21 protein-coding genes and 1 tRNA gene are annotated in these 25,208 nt (G+C 62.9%); 17 read left to right on the top strand and 5 right to left on the bottom strand.

The features are described from left to right. Positions 1-6 precede the first annotated feature (6 nt). Entirely contained in the window at positions 7-1,362 is a 1,356-nt protein-coding gene (locus AC04SG_RS20735) for a TIGR03808 family TAT-translocated repetitive protein (RefSeq protein ID WP_488552579.1), read from the top strand. Here AC04SG_RS20735 and AC04SG_RS20730 read toward each other — a convergent pair. Further along, on the bottom strand, positions 1,355-2,359 hold the full coding sequence (locus AC04SG_RS20730; protein ID WP_488552578.1) for an asparaginase: 1,005 nt from the start codon (positions 2,357-2,359) through the stop codon (positions 1,355-1,357). The genes AC04SG_RS20735 and AC04SG_RS20730 overlap by 8 nt on opposite strands. Before the next feature lie 26 nt (positions 2,360-2,385). Next, positions 2,386-3,552, bottom strand: a complete 1,167-nt coding sequence (locus tag AC04SG_RS20725) for an acetyl-CoA acetyltransferase (protein WP_488552577.1) — start codon at positions 3,550-3,552, stop codon at positions 2,386-2,388. Between the two features lie 202 nt (positions 3,553-3,754). Here AC04SG_RS20725 and betI point away from each other — a divergent pair, with 202 nt between their 5' ends. The 5 genes from betI (at position 3,755) to betB (ending at position 10,096) form a co-directional block, all read left to right on the top strand. Further along, on the top strand, positions 3,755-4,345 hold the full coding sequence (gene betI, locus AC04SG_RS20720; protein WP_488552576.1) for a choline-binding transcriptional repressor BetI: 591 nt from the start codon (positions 3,755-3,757) through the stop codon (positions 4,343-4,345). An 8-nt stretch (positions 4,346-4,353) separates the two neighbouring features. Continuing rightward, positions 4,354-5,883, top strand: coding sequence for a choline-sulfatase (gene betC, locus AC04SG_RS20715; RefSeq protein ID WP_488552575.1), 1,530 nt, complete (start codon positions 4,354-4,356; stop codon positions 5,881-5,883). Continuing rightward, positions 5,883-6,884: a threonine/serine dehydratase family protein gene (locus tag AC04SG_RS20710; protein ID WP_352584787.1), complete on the top strand. Its 1,002-nt coding sequence runs from the start codon at positions 5,883-5,885 to the stop codon at positions 6,882-6,884. Before betC ends, AC04SG_RS20710 begins: the two co-directional genes overlap by 1 nt. Beyond that, the gene (betA, locus tag AC04SG_RS20705; RefSeq protein WP_488552574.1) at positions 6,877-8,529 is read left to right on the top strand and encodes a choline dehydrogenase; all 1,653 of its coding nucleotides are present in this window, start codon (positions 6,877-6,879) and stop codon (positions 8,527-8,529) included. Before AC04SG_RS20710 ends, betA begins: the two co-directional genes overlap by 8 nt. Before the next feature lie 103 nt (positions 8,530-8,632). Next, positions 8,633-10,096 carry a betaine-aldehyde dehydrogenase gene (gene betB, locus AC04SG_RS20700; protein ID WP_203278013.1) on the top strand — a complete coding sequence of 488 codons (1,464 nt, stop codon included), beginning with the start codon at positions 8,633-8,635 and terminating at the stop codon, positions 10,094-10,096. Between the two features lie 178 nt (positions 10,097-10,274). Here betB and AC04SG_RS20695 read toward each other — a convergent pair whose 3' ends face one another. Both AC04SG_RS20695 and AC04SG_RS20690 read right to left on the bottom strand, forming a co-directional pair. Beyond that, the gene (locus tag AC04SG_RS20695; RefSeq protein ID WP_488552573.1) at positions 10,275-12,512 is read right to left on the bottom strand and encodes a mannose-1-phosphate guanylyltransferase/mannose-6-phosphate isomerase; all 2,238 of its coding nucleotides are present in this window, start codon (positions 12,510-12,512) and stop codon (positions 10,275-10,277) included. 11 nt (positions 12,513-12,523) lie between these two features. Then, positions 12,524-14,044: a phosphomannomutase/phosphoglucomutase gene (locus tag AC04SG_RS20690; RefSeq protein WP_488552572.1), complete on the bottom strand. Its 1,521-nt coding sequence runs from the start codon at positions 14,042-14,044 to the stop codon at positions 12,524-12,526. 200 nt (positions 14,045-14,244) lie between these two features. On the opposite strand from AC04SG_RS20690, the gene AC04SG_RS20685 reads away from it, so the two are divergent. The 11 genes from AC04SG_RS20685 to AC04SG_RS20635 all read left to right on the top strand — a co-directional run bounded on the left by AC04SG_RS20685 (position 14,245) and on the right by AC04SG_RS20635 (position 24,762). Beyond that, positions 14,245-14,321, top strand: a tRNA-Pro gene (locus tag AC04SG_RS20685). Between the two features lie 559 nt (positions 14,322-14,880). Then, positions 14,881-15,072, top strand: coding sequence for a twin-arginine translocation signal domain-containing protein (locus AC04SG_RS20680; protein WP_488552571.1), 192 nt, complete (start codon positions 14,881-14,883; stop codon positions 15,070-15,072). A 28-nt stretch (positions 15,073-15,100) separates the two neighbouring features. Beyond that, positions 15,101-16,105 (top strand): ABC transporter substrate-binding protein, encoded by a 1,005-nt coding sequence (locus AC04SG_RS20675; RefSeq protein WP_488552570.1) that lies wholly within the window; start codon positions 15,101-15,103, stop codon positions 16,103-16,105. 46 nt (positions 16,106-16,151) lie between these two features. Next, positions 16,152-17,162, top strand: coding sequence for an ABC transporter substrate-binding protein (locus tag AC04SG_RS20670; protein WP_488552569.1), 1,011 nt, complete (start codon positions 16,152-16,154; stop codon positions 17,160-17,162). A 43-nt stretch (positions 17,163-17,205) separates the two neighbouring features. Beyond that, positions 17,206-18,213: an ABC transporter substrate-binding protein gene (locus AC04SG_RS20665; protein WP_488552568.1), complete on the top strand. Its 1,008-nt coding sequence runs from the start codon at positions 17,206-17,208 to the stop codon at positions 18,211-18,213. A gap of 30 nt (positions 18,214-18,243) precedes the next feature. Then, positions 18,244-19,251 (top strand): ABC transporter substrate-binding protein, encoded by a 1,008-nt coding sequence (locus tag AC04SG_RS20660; protein WP_488552567.1) that lies wholly within the window; start codon positions 18,244-18,246, stop codon positions 19,249-19,251. Then, positions 19,248-19,832 (top strand): SCO family protein, encoded by a 585-nt coding sequence (locus AC04SG_RS20655; protein WP_488552566.1) that lies wholly within the window; start codon positions 19,248-19,250, stop codon positions 19,830-19,832. The genes AC04SG_RS20660 and AC04SG_RS20655 overlap by 4 nt, the downstream gene beginning before the upstream one ends. Then, complete coding sequence (locus tag AC04SG_RS20650; RefSeq protein ID WP_488552565.1) at positions 19,798-22,452, top strand: GAF domain-containing protein; 2,655 nt, start codon at positions 19,798-19,800, stop codon at positions 22,450-22,452. Before AC04SG_RS20655 ends, AC04SG_RS20650 begins: the two co-directional genes overlap by 35 nt. A gap of 14 nt (positions 22,453-22,466) precedes the next feature. Next, positions 22,467-22,814 (top strand): response regulator, encoded by a 348-nt coding sequence (locus AC04SG_RS20645; protein ID WP_246501742.1) that lies wholly within the window; start codon positions 22,467-22,469, stop codon positions 22,812-22,814. Between the two features lie 13 nt (positions 22,815-22,827). Next, a complete protein-coding gene (locus AC04SG_RS20640; protein WP_488552564.1) occupies positions 22,828-23,976 on the top strand; it encodes an adenylate/guanylate cyclase domain-containing protein in 1,149 nt (382 codons plus the stop codon). 441 nt (positions 23,977-24,417) lie between these two features. Beyond that, positions 24,418-24,762, top strand: coding sequence for a hypothetical protein (locus tag AC04SG_RS20635; RefSeq protein WP_488552563.1), 345 nt, complete (start codon positions 24,418-24,420; stop codon positions 24,760-24,762). A 41-nt stretch (positions 24,763-24,803) separates the two neighbouring features. Here AC04SG_RS20635 and AC04SG_RS20630 read toward each other — a convergent pair. Next, positions 24,804-25,208, bottom strand: a 405-nt coding sequence (locus AC04SG_RS20630) for an ATP-binding cassette domain-containing protein (RefSeq protein WP_488552562.1), incomplete at its 5' end; no start/stop codon positions are given.

Below are 25,208 nucleotides of genomic sequence, written 5' to 3'. Positions count from 1 at the left end.
GTGCCGATGTTGAACAGACGAGCGCTGCTGAAGGGGACGGCCGGTTTTGCCGTGCTCGGTCTTTCGTCGGGCAACGCCTTGGCCAAGGCGGCAGCGCGCGGCTCGATCAACGCCGCCGGGCTTGGCGTGCAGCCGGACGCAGCGGACGACCAGAGCAAAGCCTTCGCCAGGATGCTTGCCGAGGCGAGCGAGCGCAACGCGCCGGTGTTCCTGCCGCCGGGGAACTACGTCGTCTCCAATCTGACGCTGCCCGCCCGTGTCAGGCTTTCCGGCGTGCCAGGCGCCTCACGCGTTCTCTATGGCGGTGGCGGCCGTTTGCTCACGGCCGAACAGGCCGAGCATATCGAGTTCACCGCATTGGTCTTCGACGGAGCCAGCGGCTCTCTGGCCGACGATGCGCAAGGGTTGCTCGACCTGCGCCGCGTCGCCCACCTGGTCATCGACAACTGCATGATCACCGGCAGCGGCAAGCACGGGCTGGCGTTGGAGCATGCATCCGGCCGCGTCGAGCGCTCGGATATTTCGGGCGCAGCGGACGCCGGCATCTACTCGGTAGAGGCCGGCGGCCTGGAGATATCGGGCAATACCGTGTCCGACTGCGGCAATGGCGGCATTCTCGTGCATCGCTGGCAGCAGGCCGAGGACGGCACCATCGTCAGCGGCAACCGCGTGCAGCGGATTGGCGCGCGCAGCGGCGGCACCGGTCAGAACGGCAACGGCATCAACGCGTTCCGCGCCGGCAATGTCTCCATCTCCGGCAACATCGTCTCGGACTGCGCCTTCTCGGCGATCCGCGCCAACAGTTCCAGCAATCTGCAGATGACCGGCAATACCTGCTCGCGCTCGGGCGAAACGGCGCTCTACTCGGAGTTTTCCTTTGAGGGCGCTGTTATCGCCAACAACATCGTCGATGGTGCGGCCAACGGCATCTCGATCGTCAATTTCAACGAAGGCGGCCGCATAGGCATCTGCTCGAACAACATCGTGCGCAATTTGTCGACTACAGGCCCCTACCCCGCAGATGCGCCGGGCTTCGGCGTCGGCATCAGCGTCGAGGCCGATACCACTGTTACCGGCAATGTCATCGAAAACGCGGCGCTCTACGGCATGCAGATCGGCTGGGGCGCCTATATGCGCAATGTGGTGGCAACCGGAAACATCATCCGCAACGCGGGAACCGGCATTGCCGTCACGGTGGTCGAGGGGGCGGGAAACGCCATCATTTCCGACAACGTCATCGACGGCGCCAGGAACGGCGCCATCATCGGCCAGCGCTGGGCCGCGCCGGCAACCGGCGATCTCGCCAAATCAAGCGATACCGGCTATGCGCATCTGACGGTTGAGCGAAACCGCGTCAGCTGAGCGACGGTGTCGGCCGCAGCGCGCCGACCTTGGCGCCGATGCGGCTTTCGATCGGCGGATTGGCCTGTTCCAAAAGGTTCGCCGCCAGCGCCTCGTCAGCCCCGAGAAGTTTTGCCAGCACCGCGGCGATCATCACCTCGGCGGCGCGGCCGGCGCCGTCATCACATTTCAACGCGATGCCGAGGCCTAGCTCCGGAACAGCGGCGCAATAGACGCCCTCGGCGCCGGTCTTGACGAAGATGCGGCCGGGCGCGGCCTGCATCAGCGCCACATCCGCCTTGCCGGTGCCGGCAACCAGAAAAGGCTCGGTCATGCAGGCTGACAGCAGGCGCTTTGCCGCCTTGGCGCGCTCAGGGCCAAAGCCCCTGCCCGTCGCCATGCGGGCAAAGCCCAGCGCAAAGCTCTTCAGCGGCACCGCATAGGTCGGGATCGAGCAGCCGTCCGTGGCCCGGCTATTGGAATCGTGGGCAGCGCCGGTGACCGACTGCATGGCATCGCGCACCATCTCCTGCTGCGCGTGGCCAGCCTTGACGTAGCCCTGATGGGCAATCCCCAAGTGCACACAGGTGCAGAGAAAGCCGGAATGTTTGCCGGAACAATTGTTGTGCAGCGCATTTGGCGAGCCGCCTGCGCGGGCCAGTGCAATCTCCGCACCATGGCTGGAAGGCCAATGCGCGCCGCACTCCAGCGCCGATTTGTCGAGACCGGCCTTGGCCAGCATGGCCTGCGCCAATTCGACATGCGCCGGCTCGCCGGAATGCGAGGCGCAGGCCAACGCCAGTTCGCGGCCACCGAAGCCGTACGCGTCAGCGGTACCCGTTTCGACCAGCGGCAATGCCTGGATTACCTTCACCGCGGAGCGCGGAAACACCGGCTTCGCCGTATCGCCGATTTCCCATACAGGCTTGCCGTCGTCATCAAAGACCGCGACAGCGCCGCGATGGGCGCTCTCGACGATCGCGCCGCGCAAAACTTCGACCAGAACCGGATTTGTCATGTCACCTCCCAGAAATGCAGGGCGGTTTATCTGATCCGGTCGAGGATGGAAACGTAGTTGGCAACGGCAGCGCCACCCATGTTGAAGATGCCGCCGAGCTTTGCGCCAGGCACCTGGATGCCACCGGCCTCGCCGGTCAACTGCATGGCTGACAGCACATGCATCGACACGCCGGTGGCGCCGATCGGATGGCCCTTGGCCTTCAGCCCGCCGGACGGATTGACCGGCAGCCTGCCGTCCTTGGCCGTCGTGCCGTCCAGCGCGAGCTTGGCGCCCTCGCCCGGCTTGGCCAGGCCCATCGCTTCATATTCGATCAGTTCGGCGATGGTGAAGCAGTCATGCGTCTCGACGAAGGAGAGGTCGTCGAGCGTCACGCCTGCCTTCTTCAAGGCCTGGTTCCAAGCGTGTTCGCAGCCTTCGAACGACAGGATATCGCGCTTCGACATCGGCAGGAAATCCTGAACATGCTCGTTGGCGCGGAAGGCGACAGCGCGGCGCATCTTCAGCGCCGTCGACGTGTCGGTCAGCACAAGGGCTGCCGCGCCGTCGGAAACCAGCGAACAGTCGGTACGCTTCAACGGACCGGCAACGAACGGGTTCTTTTCGCTTTCCTGGCGGCAGAACTCGTAGCCGAAATCCTTGCGCATCTGCGCGTAGGGATTGTCGACGCCGTTCTTGTGGTTCTTGGCGGCGATCATCGCCAGCGCATCGGACTGGTCGCCATAACGCTGGAAATAGGCCTGCGCGATCTTGCCGAAGACGCCGGCAAAGCCGGCGGGCGTGTCGCCCTCCTCCGGCAGATAGGACGCCTTGAGCAGGTTCTTGCCGATCTCGGGACCGGGCGTCGTCGTCATCTGCTCAGCGCCGACCACCAGAACGATGCGGGCGGCGTTGGCGTCGATGGCGCGGATGCCTTGGCGGACCGCGGCCGAGCCGGTTGCGCAGGCGTTCTCGACCCGGGTCGCCGGCTTGAAGCGCAGCCGGTCGTCGGCCTGCAGCACCAGGCTCGCGGTAAAATCCTGCGGGGAAAAGCCGGCATTGAAGTGGCCAAGCACGATCTCGTCGACCTCGTCCGGGCCGATTCCGGCATGGTCGAGCGCGTCAACCGCGACCTTGGTGATCAGGCCTTCCAGCGTCTCGCCTTCGAGCTTGCCGAAGCGCGAATGCGCCCAGCCAACGATACATGCGGTCATGGCGGTCTCCATCCTTGGCGCCAGCCTAACATGTGGGCTCATGGCGCAGTTCGCCTTTATTGTTCAAATATAAACAATCCCCACCGCGCCGAAAAGGGCCGCAAGCCGACAATCGCTTGGTGCAGGCCGCGATCGGATCGATTTTTTGTTGATTGACGGATCAATAAAAAATAATCATGCGGGTCAGGAGCCAGGAACAACAATGCCGAAAGTCGGAATGGAGCCACTGCGCCGCAAGGCGCTCATCGACGCGACGATCTCGGCGATCGGCGAGCGCGGCTCCCTCGACGTGACCATGTCGGAGATCGCCGGCCGCGCCGGCGTCTCGTCAGCACTTGCCCATCATTATTTCGGCGCCAAGGACGAACTGCTGCTGGCGACGATGCGGCACATATTGGCCGAGCTGACGATCGACATGCGGCGTGCGCTTCAATCCGCCAGTTCGCCGCGCGAACGAGTCTCAGCCGTGGTAGCGGTCAACTTCTCCGACATCCAGTTCCAGCCGGAAACCATCGCCGCCTGGCTCGCCTTCTATGTCGAGGCGCAGAAATCATCGGCTTTGCGCCGACTGCTCAGGGTCTATGCGCGGCGGCTGCATTCGAACCTGATGAGCGGCCTGACCGGCATCTTGGCCAGGCACGAAGCCGACCGTGCGGCGGAAGCAACCGCAGCGCTGATCGACGGCCTCTATATCAGGCGCGCGCTGAAGGACGGCGTGCCGGACGCGGCGACCGCGATCGCGCTGGTCGAAGACTATCTGGAAATCAAACTCGGCGGGCGACAGACACAGTGACAGCCTCAGTGACATCAAGGCGACCCAATTTCCTGATCGTCATGGTCGATCAGCTCAACGGCACGCTGTTCCCCGACGGGCCGGCCGACTTCCTGCATGTGCCGCATCTGAAGGCGCTGGCCGCCCGCTCGGCTCGCTTTGCCAACAACTACACGGCCTCGCCACTCTGTGCGCCCGGCCGTGCCTCATTCATGAGCGGGCAATTGCCGTCGCGCACCGGGGTCTACGACAATGCGGCGGAGTTCGCCTCCTCGATCCCGACCTTCGCCCATCATCTGCGCGCCGCCGGCTACTACACCTGCCTGTCGGGCAAGATGCATTTCGTCGGGCCCGACCAGTTGCACGGTTTCGAGGAGCGGCTGACCACCGACATCTATCCGGCCGATTTCGGCTGGACGCCGGATTACCGCAAGCCCGGCGAGCGCATCGAATGGTGGTACCACAATCTCGGCTCGGTGACCGGCGCCGGTGTCGCCGAGACCACCAACCAGATGGAGTATGACGACGAGGTCGTGTTCCTCGCCACGCAGAAGCTCTATCAGCTTTCGCGCGAGCAGGACGATGCGGAGCATCGGCCCTGGTGCCTTACCGTTTCGCTGTCGCACCCGCACGACCCCTACGTCGCGCGCAAGCAGTACTGGGATCTCTACGAGAACTGCCAGGCGCTGGACCCGGAAACGGGCTTCATCGCGCGTGACGATCAGGACGCGCATTCGCAGCGTCTCTATCATGCCTCCGACTACCCCTCCTTCGACATTACCCGTGAGCAGGTGCGTCGTTCGCGGCGCGGCTATTTCGCCAACATTTCCTATGTCGACGACAAGCTTGGCGAGCTTCTGGACGTTCTCAAGCGAACGCGCATGCTCGACGACACCACCATCCTGTTCTGCTCCGACCATGGCGACATGCTGGGCGAGCGCGGCCTGTGGTTCAAAATGAGCTTCTTCGAGGGCTCGGTGCGGGTGCCGCTGATGATCGCCGGCAATGGCGTGCCATCAGGGCTGATCGAGGCGCCGGTTTCCAATCTCGACGTGACGCCGACGCTCTGCGACCTCGCCGGCATCGACATCGGGGCGATCGCGCAATGGACCGACGGCCAGTCGCTGCTGCCGCTTGCCAAGGGCGGGCAGCGCACCACGCCCGTGTTGATCGAGTACGCAGCCGAAGGCTCCTACGCGCCGCTGGTGGCGATCCGCGACGGCAAATACAAATTCGTCCATTGCGAGCTCGACCCGCCGCAACTGTTCGATCTCGAAGCCGACCCGCTCGAGCGCGACAACCTCGCCAACGATCCGGCGCACACTGCCCTCGTGACAGCTTTCACAAGAGCAGTCCGGGCGCGTTGGGACATGGTCGCCTTCGACGCCGCGGTGCGCGAGAGCCAGGCGCGCCGCTGGGTCGTCTACCCGGCGTTGCGCAATGGCGCCTATTACCCATGGGATTTCCAGCCGCTGCAAAAAGCATCGGAGCGGTACATGCGCAACCACATGAATCTCGACAATCTCGAAGAGAGCAAAAGGTATCCGCGAGGCGAATGATGACAACAACGTTCGTTCCCTCCCTCGATCATCTCAAGCAGGCCTATGCCGTCACCTCCAGGGCGACGCAGATCACGCCGTTGCTGGAATCCGCGGCGCTCGCCAAGGAGACCGGTGCTGCGCGCGTGTTCATCAAGCCGGAATCGCTGCAATGGGCGGGCTCCTTCAAGGTGCGCGGCGCTTATTGGCGGTTGAAGCGGCTGTCGCCTGACGAAGCCAGGAAAGGCGTCGTCGCCTACTCCTCCGGCAATTTCGCGCAAGGGCTGGCGGCTGCCGGCCAGGCGCTCGGCATTCCCGTCACCATCGTCATGCCGATCGATGCGCCGGCCGCCAAGCGGGATGCCACCGCTGGCTATGGCGCGCGCGTCGTGCTGACCGATCATGGCGAGCGCGCCCGTGAAGAGGTCGCGGCCGCCAAAGCGCGCGAGATTGCCGAGACCGAAGGGCTGGCGTTGCTGCATCCATTCGACGATCCGGAGATCGTTGCTGGCCAGGCCGGCGCCGGGCTCGAAGCGCTCGAACAACTTGAGGCAAAGGACGCCAGTGCCGATCTCTTGTTCTGCTCGGTCGGTGGTGGCGGACTGATCGGCGGTGTGTCGCTCGCCTTCCACTATTTGTCGCCGGCGACCGAGATCATCGGCGTCGAGCCGGAAGGGTTCAACGGCATGGGGGCGTCATTGGATCACGGCGCCATCGAGACCATGCCGATCGCGCCGAAATCGATCTGCGACGGGCTGATGTCGCGGCGGCCGGGCGATGCGCCGTTCGCGGCGGTCAAGACCGCCGGCGTGCGCGGCATCACCGTCGACGATGCATCTGTGCGGCGGGCAATGAAGATCGCCTTCGAGCGGATGAAGCTGGTGCTGGAACCGTCGGGCGCGGCGTCGCTGGCGGCACTGCTCGGCGGCAAGGTGAATGTGGCGGGTAAAACCGTCCTGGTTGTGGCTACCGGCGGCAATGTCTCGCTCGCCGATTTCATGGCGCATATGAACCATGCTTGAAGCAGATTTCGTCATTATCGGCTCCGGCTCGGCCGGCTCGGCCATGGCCTACCGGCTGTCGGAAGACGGCAAGCATTCGGTCATCGTCATCGAGTTTGGCGGCACCGATATCGGACCGCTGATCCAGATGCCATCGGCGCTGTCGATCCCGCTCAACATGAGCCTTTACGATTGGGGCTTTGCCAGCGAGCCGGAGCCGCATCTCGGCGGCCGCGTGCTGGCGACGCCGCGCGGCAAGGTGATCGGCGGTTCGTCCTCGATCAACGGCATGGTCTATGTCAGGGGCCACGCCCGCGACTTCGACCATTGGGCCGAAGAGGGCGCGACTGGCTGGAGCTTCGCCGATGTGCTGCCCTACTTCAAGCGGATGGAAGACAATGACGGCGGCGAGGATGGCTGGCGGGGCCATGGCGGGCCGCTGCACGTCCAGCGCGGCCCGCGCAAAAATCCGCTCTACGGCGCTTTCGTCGAGGCCGGCCGCCAGGCCGGCTTCGAGCTGACCGACGACTACAACGGTTCGAAGCAGGAAGGCTTCGGGCCGATGGAGCAGACCATCCGCGGCGGTCGCCGCTGGTCGGCGGCATCAGCCTATCTGAAGCCGGCTCTCAAACGGCAAAATGTCAGTGTAGTCAAAGGCTTCGCCCGCCGCGTGATCATCGAGAATCAGCGCGCCGTCGGCGTCGAGATCGAAGCTCACAAACAGATTCAGGTCGTTAAGGCACGACGTGAGGTAATCGTCGCCGCATCGTCGATCAATTCGCCCAAGATCCTGATGCTGTCCGGCATCGGCCCGGCAGCGCATCTCGCCGAAAACGGCGTTCAGGTCGTGGCCGACCGGCCAGGTGTCGGCCGCAATCTGCAGGATCATATGGAGCTCTACATCCAGCAGGAATCCACGCAGCCGATCACGCTGAACTCGGTGCTCAACCCGTTCTCCAAGGCGCTGATCGGGGCGCAGTGGCTGTTCTTCAAGACCGGCCTCGGCGCCACTAACCATTTCGAGGCCGCGGCCTTCGTGCGCTCGCAAGCAGGCGTCGACTACCCCGACATCCAGTACCACTTTATCCCGGCGGCGGTACGCTATGATGGCAAGGCGGCGGCCAAGGCGCATGGCTTCCAGGCGCATGTCGGACCGATGCGCTCGAAGTCGCGCGGCTCGGTGACGCTGCGCTCGCCCGACCCCAAAGCGACGCCGGTTATCCGCTTCAACTACATGTCGCATCCAGACGACTGGACGGAGTTCCGCCACTGCATCAGGCTGACCCGCGAGATCTTCGGCCAGAAGGCTTTCGACAGTTTTCGAGGCAAGGAAATCTCGCCGGGCTCGCACATCCAGTCGGACGAGGATCTCGATGCCTTCATCCGGGATCATGCAGAGAGCGCCTACCACCCGTGCGGCACCTGCAAGATGGGCCGCGCCGACGACATCATGAGCGTGGTCGATCCGGAATGCCGCGTCATCGGCGTCGAAGGGTTGCGCGTCGCGGACTCATCGATCTTCCCGCGCGTCACCAACGGCAATCTCAACGCGCCGTCGATCATGACCGGCGAGAAGGCATCCGACCACATTCTCGGCCGCACGCCGCTGGCGCCGTCCAACCTGGAACCCTGGATCAATCCGCGCTGGCAGGTCGCGGATCGATAGGGCATTGTCGGGCGGAATGCTTCCGCCAAACTAAGTGCTACAGCGACCTTTGCGCGTCCAAGAGGACGCGCGGCGCTGTAGGAAAGATCATTGGAGACTTCATATGCGCGCCCAGCCAACGGCATCGCACTATGTCAACGGCCGCTACATCGAGGATGAAGGTGGTGCGCCGCTGCCGGTGATCTATCCGGCGACGGGCGAGATCATCGCCACCTTGTATTCGGCGACGCCGAATGTGCTGGAGCTGGCGATCGAAGCCGCACGCGCGGCACAACCGGCCTGGGCGCGGATGAAGCCTGTTGAGCGCGGCCGCATCCTGCGCCGCGCCGCCGACATTTTGCGCGCCCGCAACGCCGATCTCGCGCGCATCGAGACGCTGGATACCGGCAAGGCGATCCAGGAAACGCTGGTGGCGGACGCGCCGTCGGCGGCCGACTGCCTCGAATATTTCGGCGGTGCGGTCGCTGCCTTCAACGGCGAGGCCATCGATCTCGGCGGACCCTTTGCCTATACGCGCCGCGAGGCGCTTGGCGTGTGCGTCGGCATCGGCGCCTGGAACTATCCGATCCAGATCGCCGGCTGGAAATCCGCGCCGGCGCTCGCCATGGGCAATGCCATGGTGTTCAAGCCGTCGGAGAACACCCCGCTGTCGGCGCTGGCGCTGGCCGAAATCTACTCAGAGGCCGGCCTGCCCGACGGGCTGTTCAACGTTGTGCAGGGCTATGGCGATGTCGGCGCCGGCCTTGTTGGCCATGATGTCGTTGCCAAAGTGTCAGTGACCGGCTCGGTGCCGACTGGCCGCAAGGTGCTGTCGCTGGCCGGCTCGAAGATGAAGCATGCGACGATGGAGCTCGGCGGCAAGTCGCCGCTGATCGTCTTCGATGATGCCGATCTCGAAAATGCCATTGGCGGCGCCATGCTCGGCAATTTCTATTCGACGGGGCAAATCTGCTCCAACGGCACGCGCGTGTTCGTGCAGAGCGGCATTCACGACCGCTTCGTCGACCGGCTGGTCGAGCGGACGAAAAAGATCCGCATCGGCGACCCGCTCGATCCAGAGACGCAGATGGGACCGCTGGTCAACAAGGCGCAGCAGGAGAAGGTCGTCTCCTACATCAAGGCCGGCCAGAAGGATGGAGCGACGCTGGCCTGCGGCGGCAACATACCGTCGCTGCAGGGTTTTGATGGCGGCTTCTTCGTCGAACCGACGGTGTTCACCGGCGTCACCGACACAATGCGCATCGCGCGCGAGGAGATTTTCGGACCGGTGATGAGCGTGCTGAAGTTCGACGGCGAGGACGAGGTGATCGACCGCGCCAACGACACCGAATTCGGCCTCGCCGCCGGTGTGTTCACCCGCGACCTGCAGCGTGCGCATCGCGTCATCGCCGAGCTGCAGGCCGGCACCTGCTGGATCAACGCCTACAATCTGACGCCGGTGGAAATCCCGTTCGGTGGGGTGAAGCAGTCCGGTATCGGGCGCGAGAATTCGCTGGCGGCACTGGCGCTCTATTCGCAGCTGAAGGCGGTGTATGTCGAGACCGGGGACGTGGCGAGCCCGTATTGAGAGGCGAAAGCGGGCGAGCGCGTAATCTCCCCCCTTGAGGGGAGATGTCGCCGAAGGCGACAGAGGGGGTCGCCGCGCGTGAAGCACCAACCTTCATCGATCGCAAGGAGGTCGCATCCAGTCGAACCGACCCCCTCTGGCCTGCCGGCCATTTCCCCTCAAGGGGGGAGATCAGCCCTCACCCCTTCTGCGCTGTCCCATCAAGATACTGCGTCAGCGCGCAGACCAGATGATAGAAGATGCTGGCCGGCACGTCCGATGCCAGCGAGCGGCCGCGTTCGTCGATGCGGTCGATCCAGAGGCCGAGCGGGGCCGGGTCGATGTGCCAGCGGAACAGGCGGCCGACCCGCGCCTCGATCTCGGGCTTGAGATCGGGACCGCCTGAGCCATCCAGTGCGATCGCCGCCTTGATCGCTTCGGCCTGCGGCCAGCTGCGCGACACAAGGTCGAGCGGCAGGCCCTGTCTTGAGACAGCACCGTAAGCAAGGCCGGTCGCGCGGTTGAGGCCGTTGGCGATGGCCGAGGCGTAGAGCTTGCGGGCAAAATTGCTCAACTCGCTCTGGCCGCTACGGGCGGCAAAGTCGGTGAGCAGCGAGGCCCATTCGAAATGGTGGCCGGGCTCGGTCCATGTGCCCTTCTCGCCGGCCGCGGGTTTCCATCCCGCGTCAAAAAATTCGCCGAGCGTCCAGCTCTCGGCGTCGAAGAAATGGCTGCGGAAGAGGTCGATGATGCGGGCGGCGCGTCGCATATAGGTGCGGTCGCCCGTCGCCTCGTACCAGGCGAGGAAAGCCTCGAGCAAATGCATATGCGGGTTGGAGCGCCGTTCGCCCTCACCGTGCGATGTCTCGAGAAAGCCGGTCATGCGGCTGTCCTCGAGATGCGCGTCGAGGAAGGAGAACGTCTCTTCGCCGAGCCGCAGCGCATCGGGGTTGCCGCACATATGCGCATGCGCCAGCGCCAAGAGCACGCAGGAATGGTCGTAGGCATCTTCGGTGGCGTCGGCGACGGAGCCGTCGACATTGAGTGTGCGCACCCAGCCGCCTTTTTCGGTGCGGCCCTTGCCGGCCATGAAGGCAATGCCATGGGTAATCAGGCGGTCCGCCGGTCCGTCCCAGCCGCGCGCCTTGGCAACGGCGAAGGCATAGACTTGCCTCGCCATGGTGCGCATACGCTTGGGCTTCATCAGCGGTTGGGCATCGAAGCCGAGCGCCTCATGAAAGCCGCCATGGCGCTCATCGACGCCTGCCGTCGACCATAGCGGCAAGGTCTCCTCGAACAGCCAGTGATGCACGCGCCGCCGCCAGGCGCCGCTTTCGATGACGCGGTCATGCGCCGGCGTAAACCGGGTTTCCAGCCGCCCCGATTTCTCCAGCTGTTCGACGATCTTCTTCACGTGCTGGCTGTGGCTGACCGGCGCGACGAAAGTGGCGTCGGCGGTCGAGACGATAGCGACATCCTTCATGCCGATCGCCGACAGGAGCCGGCCGTCGCTTCTGATGTAGGAATTCTCGCAATCGATGGCGACGACATCACCGACGACGACATTGCCCTTGGCATCGGCAGGGCCGACATCGAGCAGCGACTGCCAGGAGCCGAGGTCGTTCCAGCGGAAGCCGGCCGGCACCATGGCGATGTCCTTGGCCCGCTCCATGATGGCGTAGTCGATCGAGTTCGACGGGATGGCGGCGTAGAACTCCAGCGGCATATAGAGGCCGGACAGATCCGTTGTCGCCGCCTTGTAGGCCGCTTCCGTGGCTTGCCAGATGTCCGGCTGGAACGCCGCGAACGCGTCGCGCATGGCGCCGGCGCGAAACAGAAAGATGCCGGTGTTCCAGTAGAAAGTGCCGGCCTTGAGATAGCTCTGCGCGGTGGCAAGGTCGGGCTTTTCGACGAAACGGGAGACGTCGAAGACGCCGCTGTTCTCGCCTGACACCTCGATATAGCCGTAGCCGGTCTCGGGCTGCGTCGGCCTGATGCCGAACACCACCAGCCGGCCGGCAAGGGCTGCCTCGCTGCCGACCTCGACGCTCTGCCAGAACTGCTTCGGCGTCGCGATTTCGTGGTCCGACGGCACCACCAACACCAGGCTGTCGCCAAACTCGGACAGCGTGCGCAATGCAGCCAGCGCCACGGCAGCAGCGGTGTTACGGCCGGTCGGCTCGAACAGCGGGCCGCCGCCTGAGAGGTCGAGACCGGCAAGGTCGGCATGGACGCGCTCGGCATGACGCTCGGCGGCGATCAGGAAGATCGGCGTCTCGCCTTCCGGCCGTGCCGTCAGCCGGCGCAGCGTCTTGGCCAGCATCGAGCCGTCGCCGGAAAGATCGTGGAACTGTTTTGGATTGTCCTCGCGCGACAGCGGCCAGAGCCGCGAACCGACACCGCCACTCATGACAAAACTGACAATGCGCTCGGTCATGAAAGGCCCAATCAAAAGGTCTGGTTGTAGGCGCCTACTTCGGGACTGCGGCGCAGCACGGCGTCGACAGCCTCGAACATCTGACGGCGGCGGTCGGACGATACCGGGCTTTCGACAACCACGACAAGCTCTGGCTTGTTCGACGACGCCCGCACCAGCCCCCAGGTGCCATCCTCGGCAACGACACGCACGCCGTTGACGGTGATGAGGTCCGATATCTTCTGGCCGGCAAAAGCCTCGCCGTCGCGCTGCATTGCCTGGAAGTCCGTCACCACGCGTTCGACCACGCCGTATTTCACATCGTCGGCGCAATGCGGCGACATGGTCGGCGTGCCATAGGTCGGCGGCAGTGCGCGGTAGAGATCGGCCATCGAGCTTTTCGGATTGCGATCGAGCATCTGGCAAATGGCTATTGCCGTGATGAGACCATCATCGTAGCCGCGGCCGATCGGCGGGTTGAAGAAGAAATGGCCTGACTTTTCGAAGCCGGCGACGGCGCCGAGTTCGGCAACGCGGCGCTTGATGTAGGAGTGGCCGGTCTTCCAGTAATCGGTGACGGCGCCATTGGCGCGCAGCACACTGTCGGTGTTAAACAGCCCGGTCGACTTGACGTCGACGACGAAAGTCGAGCCGGGATACTGGCTCGAAATATCCCGCGCCAGCATGACGCCGACCTTGTCGGCGAAGATCTCGTTGCCTTCATTGTCGACCACGCCGCAACGGTCGCCGTCACCGTCGAAGCCCAGCCCGACATCGGCGCCGGTCTCCAGAACCTTGTCCCTGATGGCATGCAGCATCTGCATGTCCTCCGGGTTCGGGTTGTAACGCGGAAAAGTATGGTCGAGCTCGACGTCGAGCGGGATCACCTCGCAGCCGATGCGCTCCAGCGCCTGCGGCGCGAAGGCACCGGCGGTGCCATTGCCGCATGCGGCCACGACCTTCAGCTTTCGCGCGATGCGCTTGTCGCCAACCAGATCGTCGAGATAGATCTCGCGGAACCCGGAGACGAAATCGTAGGAACCGCCACCGACAAGATCGAAATCACCGGACAGCACGATCTGTTTCAGTGCGCTCATCTCCTCCGGCCCGAAGGTCAGCGGCCGCGCCGCGCCCATCTTGACCCCGGTCCAGCCGTTTTCATTGTGAGAGGCCGTGACCATGGCGACGGACGGTGTGTCGAGCGCGAACTGGGCGAAATAGGCCATCGGCGACAGCGCCAGGCCAATGTCTTTTACCCTGGCGCCCGCAGCCATCAGGCCGGACACCAGCGCCAGCTTGATGCCGAGCGAATAGGCGCGGAAATCGTGGCCGGTGACGATGTCAGGCCCGGCGCCAAGACGCCGAATCAACGTGCCCAGCCCCATGCCGAGCGCCTGGACGCCGATCAGGTTGAGCTCCGGCGGCTGCGCGGAGCCGGGGTGACCGAACCACCAGCGCGCATCGTACTCGCGAAATCCCGACGCTTTGATCAGCGCTTCCGTTTCGAATTCGAAGCTGTTGGGCCGGGCGTCGCCTACGATTTTCAGGGGCAAGACAGCAGAGCTCCAGATGGCGAAAACACGATTTATCGAGGCTGCTGCCTAGCACACAAGGCTTTAAGCGGGGTTTATCCCGGGCGGGAAATCCAAGCTTTGCGGCAATGCCCGACGAAAGCGAACGAAATGCGACAGAAGCGCTGCCATTGCCGCTTGCAGGAACGAAGTACGGCGGCTATAAGCCCGCGGTCTGGTCACGGAGTGTAGCGCAGCCTGGTAGCGCACCTCGTTCGGGACGAGGGGGTCGCAGGTTCAAATCCTGCCACTCCGACCAGAAAAAACAGACACTTAGGTGTCCGTTTCTCCCGACATCCCCACAGAAATGGAAAAGTAGTTGGCAGCTCTTCGCGGCTGGCAGGGTGTATAGCTCTCCTAAGCAGCGGTCAGTTGCCGGCAGTCGTCGGATGACTGATGGGGCTGGGAGCGGAATGACGGCTTTTGGCGTCCGAAAAACGACATCGGACGTCAGCCGGTGGGACCAAGCTCTGAGGCTGACCCGATGCAGACCTTTGCGTCGATGACTTGGTCCGGCCGCAGTAAACTCGAAGCGGCCATTCGCAACCGCGCAAACAGTCCCCTGACAGCGAGGTGCTGGCAGGACGTTTGGCGTAGTAAGTTTTGCGCTCGCAACCGACGCAAATTGGGCGTATCGTTGGCATATCGTCGGTTGCTAATACGTGAGCCGGCGACTGAGAGCGCAAGACTCCCGCAGCGGACTGGGCGCGATAGAATCCACAACTACTCGTCGCACCCACGGGACCATCTGCCTCCGCCGAAACCTTTTTTGCTCGGTTCCGGCCAGAATTGCCTTTTGTAAATCGGAAGAGGAGCGCTTGATGCAGATCCTGCGAACCCGCCGTCATCTCCTGGCCGGCGCTGCAATGGCAGGCGCTGCCGGTATCGTCGGTCTTCCGGAGTCACTCCACACCGAGACGGGCATGATCAAATCGAGCCCGCAACAAATCATCGCCGACGGAACGGACTGGCGCTTCCTCGACGAGTTGAAGCGTGAGCTGAAAACCTGATCCCATTTGTCTCAGGGGAGACGTGGACATGGAAATCATCCAAAGCCGCCGGCGCTTCCTGGCCGGCCTTTCGGCAGCCGGCGCCACGAGCCTCGTCGGGGTCCGCCAATCGCTCTCCGCAGAGCCACCGCCAGAGACGACGCGGATTCGGCTCATCCGGATTCCCAGCATCTGTCAGGCCCCCCAGTATGTAGCCGAAGAACTGCTGCGCAGCGAAGGGTTCACTGAGGTGCACTACCTCCAAAAGAGGGGGACCGCAGACATCGCGCCGGCTCTCGCCTCTGGTGAAGCCGACCTCAGTGCGCATTTCGCTGCCCCGCTCCTTCTCCACCTGGAGGCTGGGGATCCGATCGTCATCCTGGCTGGACTCCACGTCGGCTGCTTTGAGCTGTTCGGGACCGATCGCGTCCAAGCGATCCGCGACCTCAAGGGGAAGACCGTGGCCGTGCCGTCGCTGGATTCCAGCCGATACGTCTTTCTCGCCGCTATGACGGCGTATGTGGGCCTGGACCTCCATAAGGACATACACTTCGTCACGCATCCGGGTCCCGAGTCCATCCGGCTCCTAAGTGAGGGGAAGATCGACGCCTACCTGGGCTTTCCCCCCGAACCGCAGGAGATGCGGGAGCAGCAGATCGGCCATGTGGTGATTAGCAGCACCGTGGACCGGCCCTGGTCGCAATACTTCTGCTGCATGCTGGCTGGGAACCGGGAGTTCGTCCGCACAAATCCGGTGGCCACCAAACGCGCCCTCCGCGCCATCTTGAAAGCGGCGGATTTCTGCACCAGCGAGCCCGAGCAGTCCGCCCAGTTCTTGGTGGAGCAGGGCTATACGAGGCGCTATGACCATGCCCTCCAGGTCATAAAGGGGCTCCCCTACGGTTGGCGTGAGTATAGCGCTGAGGACACTCTGCGCTTCTACGCCTTGCGCCTCCACGAGGTCGGAATGCTCAAGAGCACCCCCCATAAGCTCTTGGCGCAAGGCACCGACTGGCGCTTCTTCAGCGAACTGAAGAAGGAGTTGAAGACGTAGGCAATCGCCAACACGGCGTGCGCCCTATCGAGGGAAGGAGGGGCTTATGCAGGTCTTCCAGAACCGCCGTCATTTCCTGGCCGGCGCTGCGGCAGCCGGCGCCGCGGGACTTATCGGCACCTCGACGCAAGCCTGGGCTGAGCCGCTGCCGGAGACCACCTCGGTCCGCCTGCCGCGGTACATCGGCGGCGCCTATTGCTGGGCGGGCCTGTACCTCGCCGGAGAGATGCTGCGCGCCGAGGGGTTCACCGATGTCCGCTATGTGCAAGGTGACAAGAAGGTTGATCATTCGGCGTGGATCGCAAACGGCGAGACGGACTTCAGTGTGAATTATGTGCCGATTCATCTGGCGTCGATCGATGCTGGAGTGCCAATCAGGGTACTAAGCGGACTGCACTCCGGGTGCCTCGAACTGATCGCCAACGACAGGGTTAAAGGCATCTCGGACCTGCGGGGAAAGCGGGTTGGGGTCTTTACGCTTGATTCGCCGCAATATGTGTTGGTTTCTCTGATGGCCGCCTATGTTGGGCTCAATCCCGTCAACGACATCGAATGGGTCATCGAAGAGCACAATTTTGCGGAAGGCTTCGTCGAAGGAAAGTACGATGCAGTGCTCGGCCAACCGCCCCGCACGCAGGAACTTCGCTCCAGGAAAGTAGGCCACACAATCCTCAACTCGACCACCGACCCGCCGTGGTCGCAGCACTTCTGCTGCATGATTTCGGCGACTGCGGATTATGTAGACAGATATCCGGCGGCGACAAAGCGCGTCCTGCGGTCCATCCTCAAGGGCGCCGACCTCTGTGTCTCAGATCCGTCATGGACTGCAGAACAGCTGGTCGATCGCGGTTTCGTGCCCAGCTACGACTACGCGCTGCAAACGCTGCACGACATCCGGTACGACAGGTGGCGGGATTACGATGCCGAAGCCTCGATGCGCTTCTACGCGCTGCGCATGCACGAGACGGGCATGATCAAGTCGAGCCCACAGCAGATCATCGCCGATGGAACGGACTGGCGCTTTCTCGACGAGCTGAAGCGCGAGATGAAAACGTGAGCGGCCAAGGCACATAATTGCCTTTTATGGGAAGGAGAGGCCCATGCAGATCATTCAAAATCGCCGCACCTTCATGGCTGGCGCCGCGGCGGCCGGCACCGCTGGTTTAATCGGCGCAACCCCTGAGGCCTGGGCCGAGCCACCACCGGAAACGACCACCGTCCGCCTGCCGCGGTGGATCGATGGTGCCTACTGTTGGGCGGGGATGTACTTGGCCGGAGAGCTCCTCAAAGCGGAGGGCTTTACCGACGTCCGCTACGTCCAGGGCGACGAGAAGGTCGATCAGGCGGTGTGGATCGCACGCGGCGACACGGATTTCAGCATGAACTACGCGCCGGTCCATGTCGCGTCGATCGACGCCGGCGTGCCAATCAAGGTGCTTGGCGGTCTGCACTCCGGGTGCCTCGAGCTGATCGCCAACGACAGCATCCAAGGCATCCCAGACCTCAAGGGCAAGCGGGTGGGCATGCACGACATCGATGCGCCGTCGCGCGTGCTAGTTGCCCTGATGGCCGCCTATATCGGACTGGATCCCGACAACGACTTCGAATGGGTCCAGGAAAGCAAGCCGGTGGAAGCCTTCGCGGAAGGAAAGTTCGATGCATACCTCTTCACGCCGCCGGAGACGCAGCAACTGCGCGCCAAGAAAATCGGCCACACGATCCTCAACACAACCATCGACCGCCCGTGGTCGCAGCACTTCTGCTGCATGACCTCGGCCGCTGCGGATTACGTGAATAAGTACCCGGTGGCGACCAAGCGCGTGCTCAGGGCGATCGTCAAGGGTGCTGACCTCTGCGCGTCGGATCCCGCATGGAGTGCAGGGCAGATGGTCGAGCGAGGTTTCGTCGACAGCTACGAATACGCGCTGCAAACGCTGAGCGATACGCAGTACGACGTCTGGCGGGACTACGACGCCGAAGCCTCGATGCGCTTCTACGCGCTGCGCATGCAGGAGACGGGCATGATCAAGTCGAGCCCACAGCAGATCATCGCCGATGGAACGGACTGGCGCTTCATCGAGGAGCTGAAGCGTGAGTTGAAAACCTGAGCTTGCTTTGTCCTAGGGAGGAAGCGTGACATGCGGATCACTCAGAACCGCCGCCGTTTCCTGGCGGCCCTGACGGCTGCCGGCGCCGCAAGCCTCGTCGGCGCTCCAACTCGAGTTCTTGCCGAGCCACCGCCGGAGACCACGCGCATTCGCTTGGCCAAGATCCCTGGCGTTTGCATCGCGCCGCAATATGTAGCCGAGGAACTGCTTCACGCGGAAGGCTTCGACGAGATCGAATATGTGGAGTCCGAGCCGGGGATCGCGACTACGGTCAACACGGTCAGCGGGAATGTCGACTTCAGCTTGAACTTTATCACATCGTCGATCGTGGCGATCGACCAGGGCAAGGGACTGACCCTGTTGAGTGGCGTCCACCCCGGCTGCTTCGAGCTTTTCGTCCGGCCGGGGATCGATAGCCTCCGTGACCTAAGGGGCAAGAAAATCGGCGTACAGGCGCTGGGGTCGAGCCCGTATTTGTTCCTTGCCAGCATGGCAGCTTACGTCGGGATCGACCCGCTGCGCGATATCAACTGGGTAAGCGACCCCCAAGTGCGGGCGAAGGAGCTGTACGCAAGCGGCGAAGTCGACGCCTTCCTCGGCTTCCCGCCGGAGCCGCAAGAGCTTCGAGCCAGGGGCATCGGCCGCGTGCTGATAAACAGCACGCTGGACCAACCGTGGGCGGCATACTTCTGCTGCCTGCTTGCCGGCAACGCGGATTTCGTGCGTGAGCATCCGGTTGCCTCCAAGCGCGTGCTGCGCGCCATCCTCAAGGCGGCGGACTTGTGCGCGGGGCAGCCCGATGTTGCGGCGAGGCGGCTGGTCGAACGGAACTTCACCCCCAACTACGACTATGCCTTGGGGGCGCTTACCGAGGTGCCATACCGGAAGTGGCGCGAGTTCGATTCAGAGGACACCGTTCGTTTCTATTCGCTGCGGCTTCAAGAGGCCGGCATGATCAGGTCAACGCCACAGACGATCATCGCCAACGGCACGGATTGGCGCTTCCTCAACGAACTCAAGCGTGAGTTGAAGACGTGAGTTTCTGGCGGGCACGCGCATTGGCACTGGCGCTGATGGCCGGGCCGGCATACGCGCACGACGCGCCGCACGACGAGCGCCTGCCGACGATCGGACAGGCGCCGGACTTTACCTTGGTATCGCAGGATAATGTGCGCGTGTCGCTGCACGACTTTCGCGGCAAGGTGGTCGCCGTCTCATTCATCTATACATACTGTACCGACGTCTGCCCCATGTTGACCGCCCATATGGCCAGCGTGCAGGAAAAGTTGGGTAGTGCGTTCGGACCCCAAATCGCATTTGTTTCGATCACCGTCGACCCGGAGCGCGATACGCCCGAGGTTTTGAAGGAATATGCGCAGAATTTTGGTGCCGATCTGAAGGGCTGGTCGTTTCTTACCGGTGATCCGGCGGTCGTCAATGAGGTGGGACGGAAATACGGGGTCATCGCGAAGAAGGCGGCGAACGGAGATGTCGACCATACCTTGTTGACGTCGCTCGTAGACCCCAATGGCATGTTGCGAGTACAGTATCTTGGCGTCCGGTTCGACTTGGAGGAGTTCCGGGATGACCTTGTCAGCCTCTTGGACGAATCCAAATAGCATAACGAACCGGCTCGTTGGCTGGGTTGCCCGGCTGCCGGCGCGCGTCCAGACCAAGCTCTTGATCGCGTTCCTGTCGATCGTCGGCCTGCTGATCGTGCTCGGGGCCGTCGGGTTGCAGGTGCTGAGTGGGGTCAACGATCAGACCAACGAGCTGATTAAGCTGCAGCGCAGGATCGCGGCCTACCGCCAGGTACAGCACGATACGACCACCCAGCTCTACGGAATCTCCACCGCCCTGTTGCTTCAGGACGACCGGATGCTGGATGCGGCGCTGCGCCAGCTCAATCAGTTCGGCTACGACCTCGACCGCATGGAGTTCGTCGCCAAAGCCGAGGTGGAAGTGCTTGGCCAGGTCAGGCAAGAGTACGAACGGCTGACGGCCGGGGCGACACACGTGGCGGAACTCGTCCGCGCCAGCCGCACGGAGGAGGCGCGCAAGGTTCAGCTTGATGAAATCATACCGTCGGCTGATCGCCTCGAACGGCTGACAAACCAGCTGGTCAACATGGCTGAAGCCGACATGGTGGCGGCCATCGAAACCACCGAGGGTGCGTACGGCACGTCCAGACTGATCGTGGTCTCGTTTGCGGTCGGCAGTATCCTGCTGGCGTTGGGGCTCGGCTACATCATCTCCTGGTCGTTGATCGAACCGGTCAAGAAGATCGAAGCGCGTCTCAGCCAGATAGCGGCCGGCGACTTCGCCCAACAGGTTGCCGTCGCCAATCGCGACGAGCTTGGAGTGCTCGCCGCCAACGTCAACCAGACCTCCGACCAGCTGGGGCGCCTGTATCAGGAGATTGAGACGCGCACCCAGCAGCTCGACGAAGCCCTTCAGCAGCAGACAGCCACTGCAGACGTTCTGAAGGTCATCAGCCGCTCCACCTTCGATCTGCAGGTCGTGCTCGATACGTTGGTGGAATCGGCTGTCAGACTCTGCCGTGCCGACAAGGGTGGTATCGTGCAGTTGCTGGATGGCGTATTCCGCTATGTGTCGACGCATGGCTACCCGCCCAGTTTCCGCGCTTATGTCGACGCCAATCCAGTTCCAGCGCTTGCCGCAGGCCGAGGCTCTGCCGTAGGGCGCGTAATCGAAGAACGGCGGATCGTACAAATCGAAGACGTGACCGCTGATCCGGACTACCGCGTTGCCTTGATCGCTGAGGCAGGCGGATTCCGCACCGTCCTCGCTGCCCCGCTGTTGCGGGAAGGTGATCTCGTTGGCGTATTCGTCATGACGAGGGTTGAGCCGCAACCTTTCAATCCCAAGGAGATCGCGCTCGTCGAGACATTCGCCGACCAGGCGGTGATCGCCATCGAGAATGCGCGGCTCTTCGAGGCGGTGCAGTCACGGACGCGCGAGCTTGCCGCGTCTGTTGGTGAGCTTGAGGCGCTTGGTGAGGTGAGCAAGGCGGTCAATTCGACGCTGGATCTCGACACGGTGCTGAAAACGATCGTCGCCAAAGCGGTCCAGTTGTCGAAGACGGATGCTGGCACCATCTACGTGTTCAGCAGCACGCGACAGCAATTCCTTCCGCGCGCAAACTTCGGTATGAGCGATGAGCTTATCGCCGCGGTCTCACACCAGACGATCGGGCTGGCCGACATGGGGATCGGCGACGCACCCGGGCGCTGCATGCCAGTGCAGTTTCCCGACCTCAGCCAGGAGACCTCATCCTTCCTTGTAAGAAAGACGATCGTGGAAGCCGGATATCGCGGTATCCTGATCGTTCCGCTGCTGAGGCCCAACAAGATCGTCGGTGCACTGGTCGTCAGGCGCCACAAGCCAGGTGCCTTCCATGAGCAAGTTGTCCACCTGCTGGAGACCTTCGCAGCCCAATCGGTGCTCGCGATCCAGAATGCCAAGCTGTTCCGCGAGATCGAGGAGAAAGGGCGGGAACTGGAGGCCGCCAGCCGCCACAAGTCCCAGTTCCTCGCGAATATGAGCCACGAGCTCAGGACACCGCTCAATTCAGTATTAGGCTTCACAGAACTGCTGGTCGACGGCATCTACGGCGAACTCCCGGACAAGGCGAAGACGACCGTCGCGCGCGTGCAGGCAAACGGCCGTCACCTCCTCGGCCTCATCAACGACGTACTCGACCTTTCCAAGATCGAAGCCGGCCAGCTCACGCTGGCGATCGAGGACTACTCCGTCGCGCAGATTGTTCGATCGACCGTTGCGGCTGTCGAGCCGCTGGCGCGAGCGAAGGGCCTTGAGCTTTCAACGACTGTTGCCGAGAACCTTCCAATCGGCCGCGGGGACGAACGCCGTTTGACGCAGGTCCTGCTCAATCTTGCAGGCAATGCCGTCAAATTCACCGAAACGGGTGCAGTCGACATTCTTGCCGATGCGGTCGACGGGCACTTCGAGATCACCGTCCGAGACACCGGTCCCGGCATCGCGTCCAAGGACCAGGCTCTCATCTTCGAAGAATTCCAGCAGGTCGACAACAGCAGCACCAGGCAGAAGGGTGGCACAGGTCTTGGCCTGGCGATCTCGAAGCGCATCGTCGAAATGCATGGCGGAACCATAGACGTCGAGTCCGTGATCGGGTCAGGGTCGACATTCCGTTTCAAAGTACCAATCCGGGTGAAAAAGGACGTGAGGGCCGCATGAGCAAACGAATCCTGATGGTGGAAGACACCGAGGACAACCGCCAGATCATCCGCGATCTCATTGCCACCACCGAATACGAACTGATCGAGGCGGCGGACGGCGCCGCCGGCATCGCTGCAGCCGGAGCGCACAGGCCCGACCTGATCCTTATGGACATTCAGCTCCCGGTGATCGACGGGTATGAAGCGGCCCGCCGCATCAAGGCCGATCCGGCGCTGCGGCACATTCCGATTATCGCCGTCACCTCCTACGCGTTGTCGGGCGACGAAGCGAAAGCCCTTGCTGCCGGGTGCGATGGTTACATTGCCAAGCCATTCAGTCCGCGCCAGCTGCTTTCCGAGATTCGCGGGTTCCTTTCTTGAGGGAGGCAGCGCCTTGCACGATCCGCCACGCATTCTCGCGGTCGACGATACTCCGGAAAACCTCGAGATCCTGCGCATGCGCCTCGAGGCGAACGGCTACGAAGTTGCAACCGCCGCCGATGGTGAAGAGGGGCTTGCGAAAGCCCGCGAACTCACGCCGGATCTGATCCTGCTCGACATCATGATGCCGAAGCTAGACGGCATCAGTGTGGTACGCATGCTGAAGCAGGATGTCTCGCTGCGATCGATCCCCGTCATTCTTGTCACCGCAAAAGCCGACACGCGCGATGTGGTCGAGGGGCTGGACGCCGGGGGCGATGACTATTTGACAAAGCCCTTCGAGCACCAGGCGCTGTTGGCGCGGGTGCGCTCGATGCTGCGCCAGAAGGCGCTTCACGATACCGTCGCAAGCCAGGCCCAACTCCTCCAGGAACAAGCCGCACAGCTTTCCGATTGGAACCGCTCGCTCGAGCAGACCTTGGCGGAGCAGGTGATCGAGATCGAGCGAATGGGCCGGCTGCGGCGTTTCCTGCCCGAGCAGGTCGCCGACCTCATCCTTGCGGCAGGAAATGGCGATACGCTTCTGCAAAGTCACCGTCGCGAGGTGACCGTCGTTTTCTGCGATCTACGCGGCTTTACAGCCTTCGCCGAGACTGCCGAACCCGAGGAGGTGATGGCGGTTCTTAGCGAATACCACGCCTGTCTTGGTGAACAAATCATCCGCCACGAGGGAACTCTTGAGCGATTCGTGGGCGACGGTATCGTCGTGGTTTTCAACGATCCACTGCCCTGCGCCGACCATACGGAGAGAGCCGTCCGCATGGCTACGGCGATGCGTGATGCGATTGACGAGCATTCAGAGCAATGGCGCAAGCGCGATCACTTGCTCGGCTTCGGAATCGGGATCGCCCGAGGCCATGCAACCATAGGGCGGATCGGTTTCGACCAGCGCGCCGATTATGCAGTGATAGGCACAGTGTCGAACCACGCCGCCCGATTGTGTGAGGAAGCCAGGCCACGCCAGATTCTCGTCAGCCAGCGGGTCGTTGGTGCCGTGGAATCACTGGTTGAGTCCGTCGCCGTTGGCGAACTGACACTGAAAGGTTTTCGCCGCCCGATGCCTGCCTATGAAATCGTGCGGTGGATCGGTCGGCCAAGCTAGCGTTGGACGCACTCCGGTCTCTTTTGGACCATACGGCCCGTCGAACCGCCGACACAAAGCAGCCCAGCCATCCACCGATCTCGAGTTCGCTGCAACGGGGGAAAGCGGTCGCCCCGCGAGTAACAACCCAATGTCAGCCTACGCAAATGAGGCCTTCACTCGGATGTCTGCTTTTGGGACGCGGCTATGGCGTGCTCGACGACCGACATTAAGGCGCGAAGCAGTCTGGCAGCCTTCGGGCCGGGAGCCGTAGGCAGGGAAGAACGATAGCGGTCGTTCAACCTCCAGGACCCGATGTCCTAGGTTGGCCGCCATTGCGGACAGCCGGCGAGGACGGTCGCGAGAGGGTGGTGCCATGGTGTTTTGACGAGACAACCATCCGCGCTACCTCGATAATGGGACAACCGCCGAAACAGCGGCCCAAAACGAGGTGTGCGGAAGATGAATTTGTTGATTTCGATCGCAGGCCGGCTGTCTGCGCTGCTTGCTCTGTCGCTGGCGACAGGCTGCTCGTCGCTGGGCGGTACGGTCAACCCGGCGAAATACGACAGCATGACATGCGCCGAGCTCAACAATGCCGTGGGCGATATCGCGCGTGAAATCTCGCAAACCGCCATCACCCGCGGCAAGGTCGCCAACACCAGGGTGCCGAACTGGCTGCTCGGCGGCGCACGTGTGAAGACCGCCGTCGCCAACCGAGAGACGGCCAGGATCGAAAAGCTGAAGCAGCAAGAGGATGCGCTCGTCGTGGCAAGAGCCAACAGATGCCCCAAGTCAGCAGGCTAAACGAACTGGCCCTGCCCTGAAGATCTGCTTCACCTCACGCCTCAAGCACTCAGCCGGAACCGCGTCACATCGATCGCCGCGTTCATCAGCGTCTGCGTATAGGCGGCCTGCGGGTTGCTGAAGATCTCTTCGGTCGGCCCTTCCTCGACGATCTTGCCTTGCTTCATGACGATGATGTAGTCGGCCATGGCGCGCACCACGGCGAGATCGTGGCTGATGAAGAGGTAGGACAGTTCGTGGTCGGCCTGCAGCTTGCGCAGCAATTCGACGATCTGTTTCTGCACCGATCGGTCGAGCGCCGAGGTCGGCTCGTCCAGCACCACCAGTTTGGGCTTCAGGATCATGGCGCGGGCGATGGCAATGCGCTGGCGCTGGCCGCCTGAGAATTCGTGCGGGTAGCGGTTGCGGGCATTGGGGTCGAGGCCGACCTCCAGCAAGGCCTCGAC

This window comes from Mesorhizobium sp. CNPSo 4684 (assembly GCF_057784315.1).
This window is presented reverse-complemented; position numbering and strand designations above follow the sequence as displayed.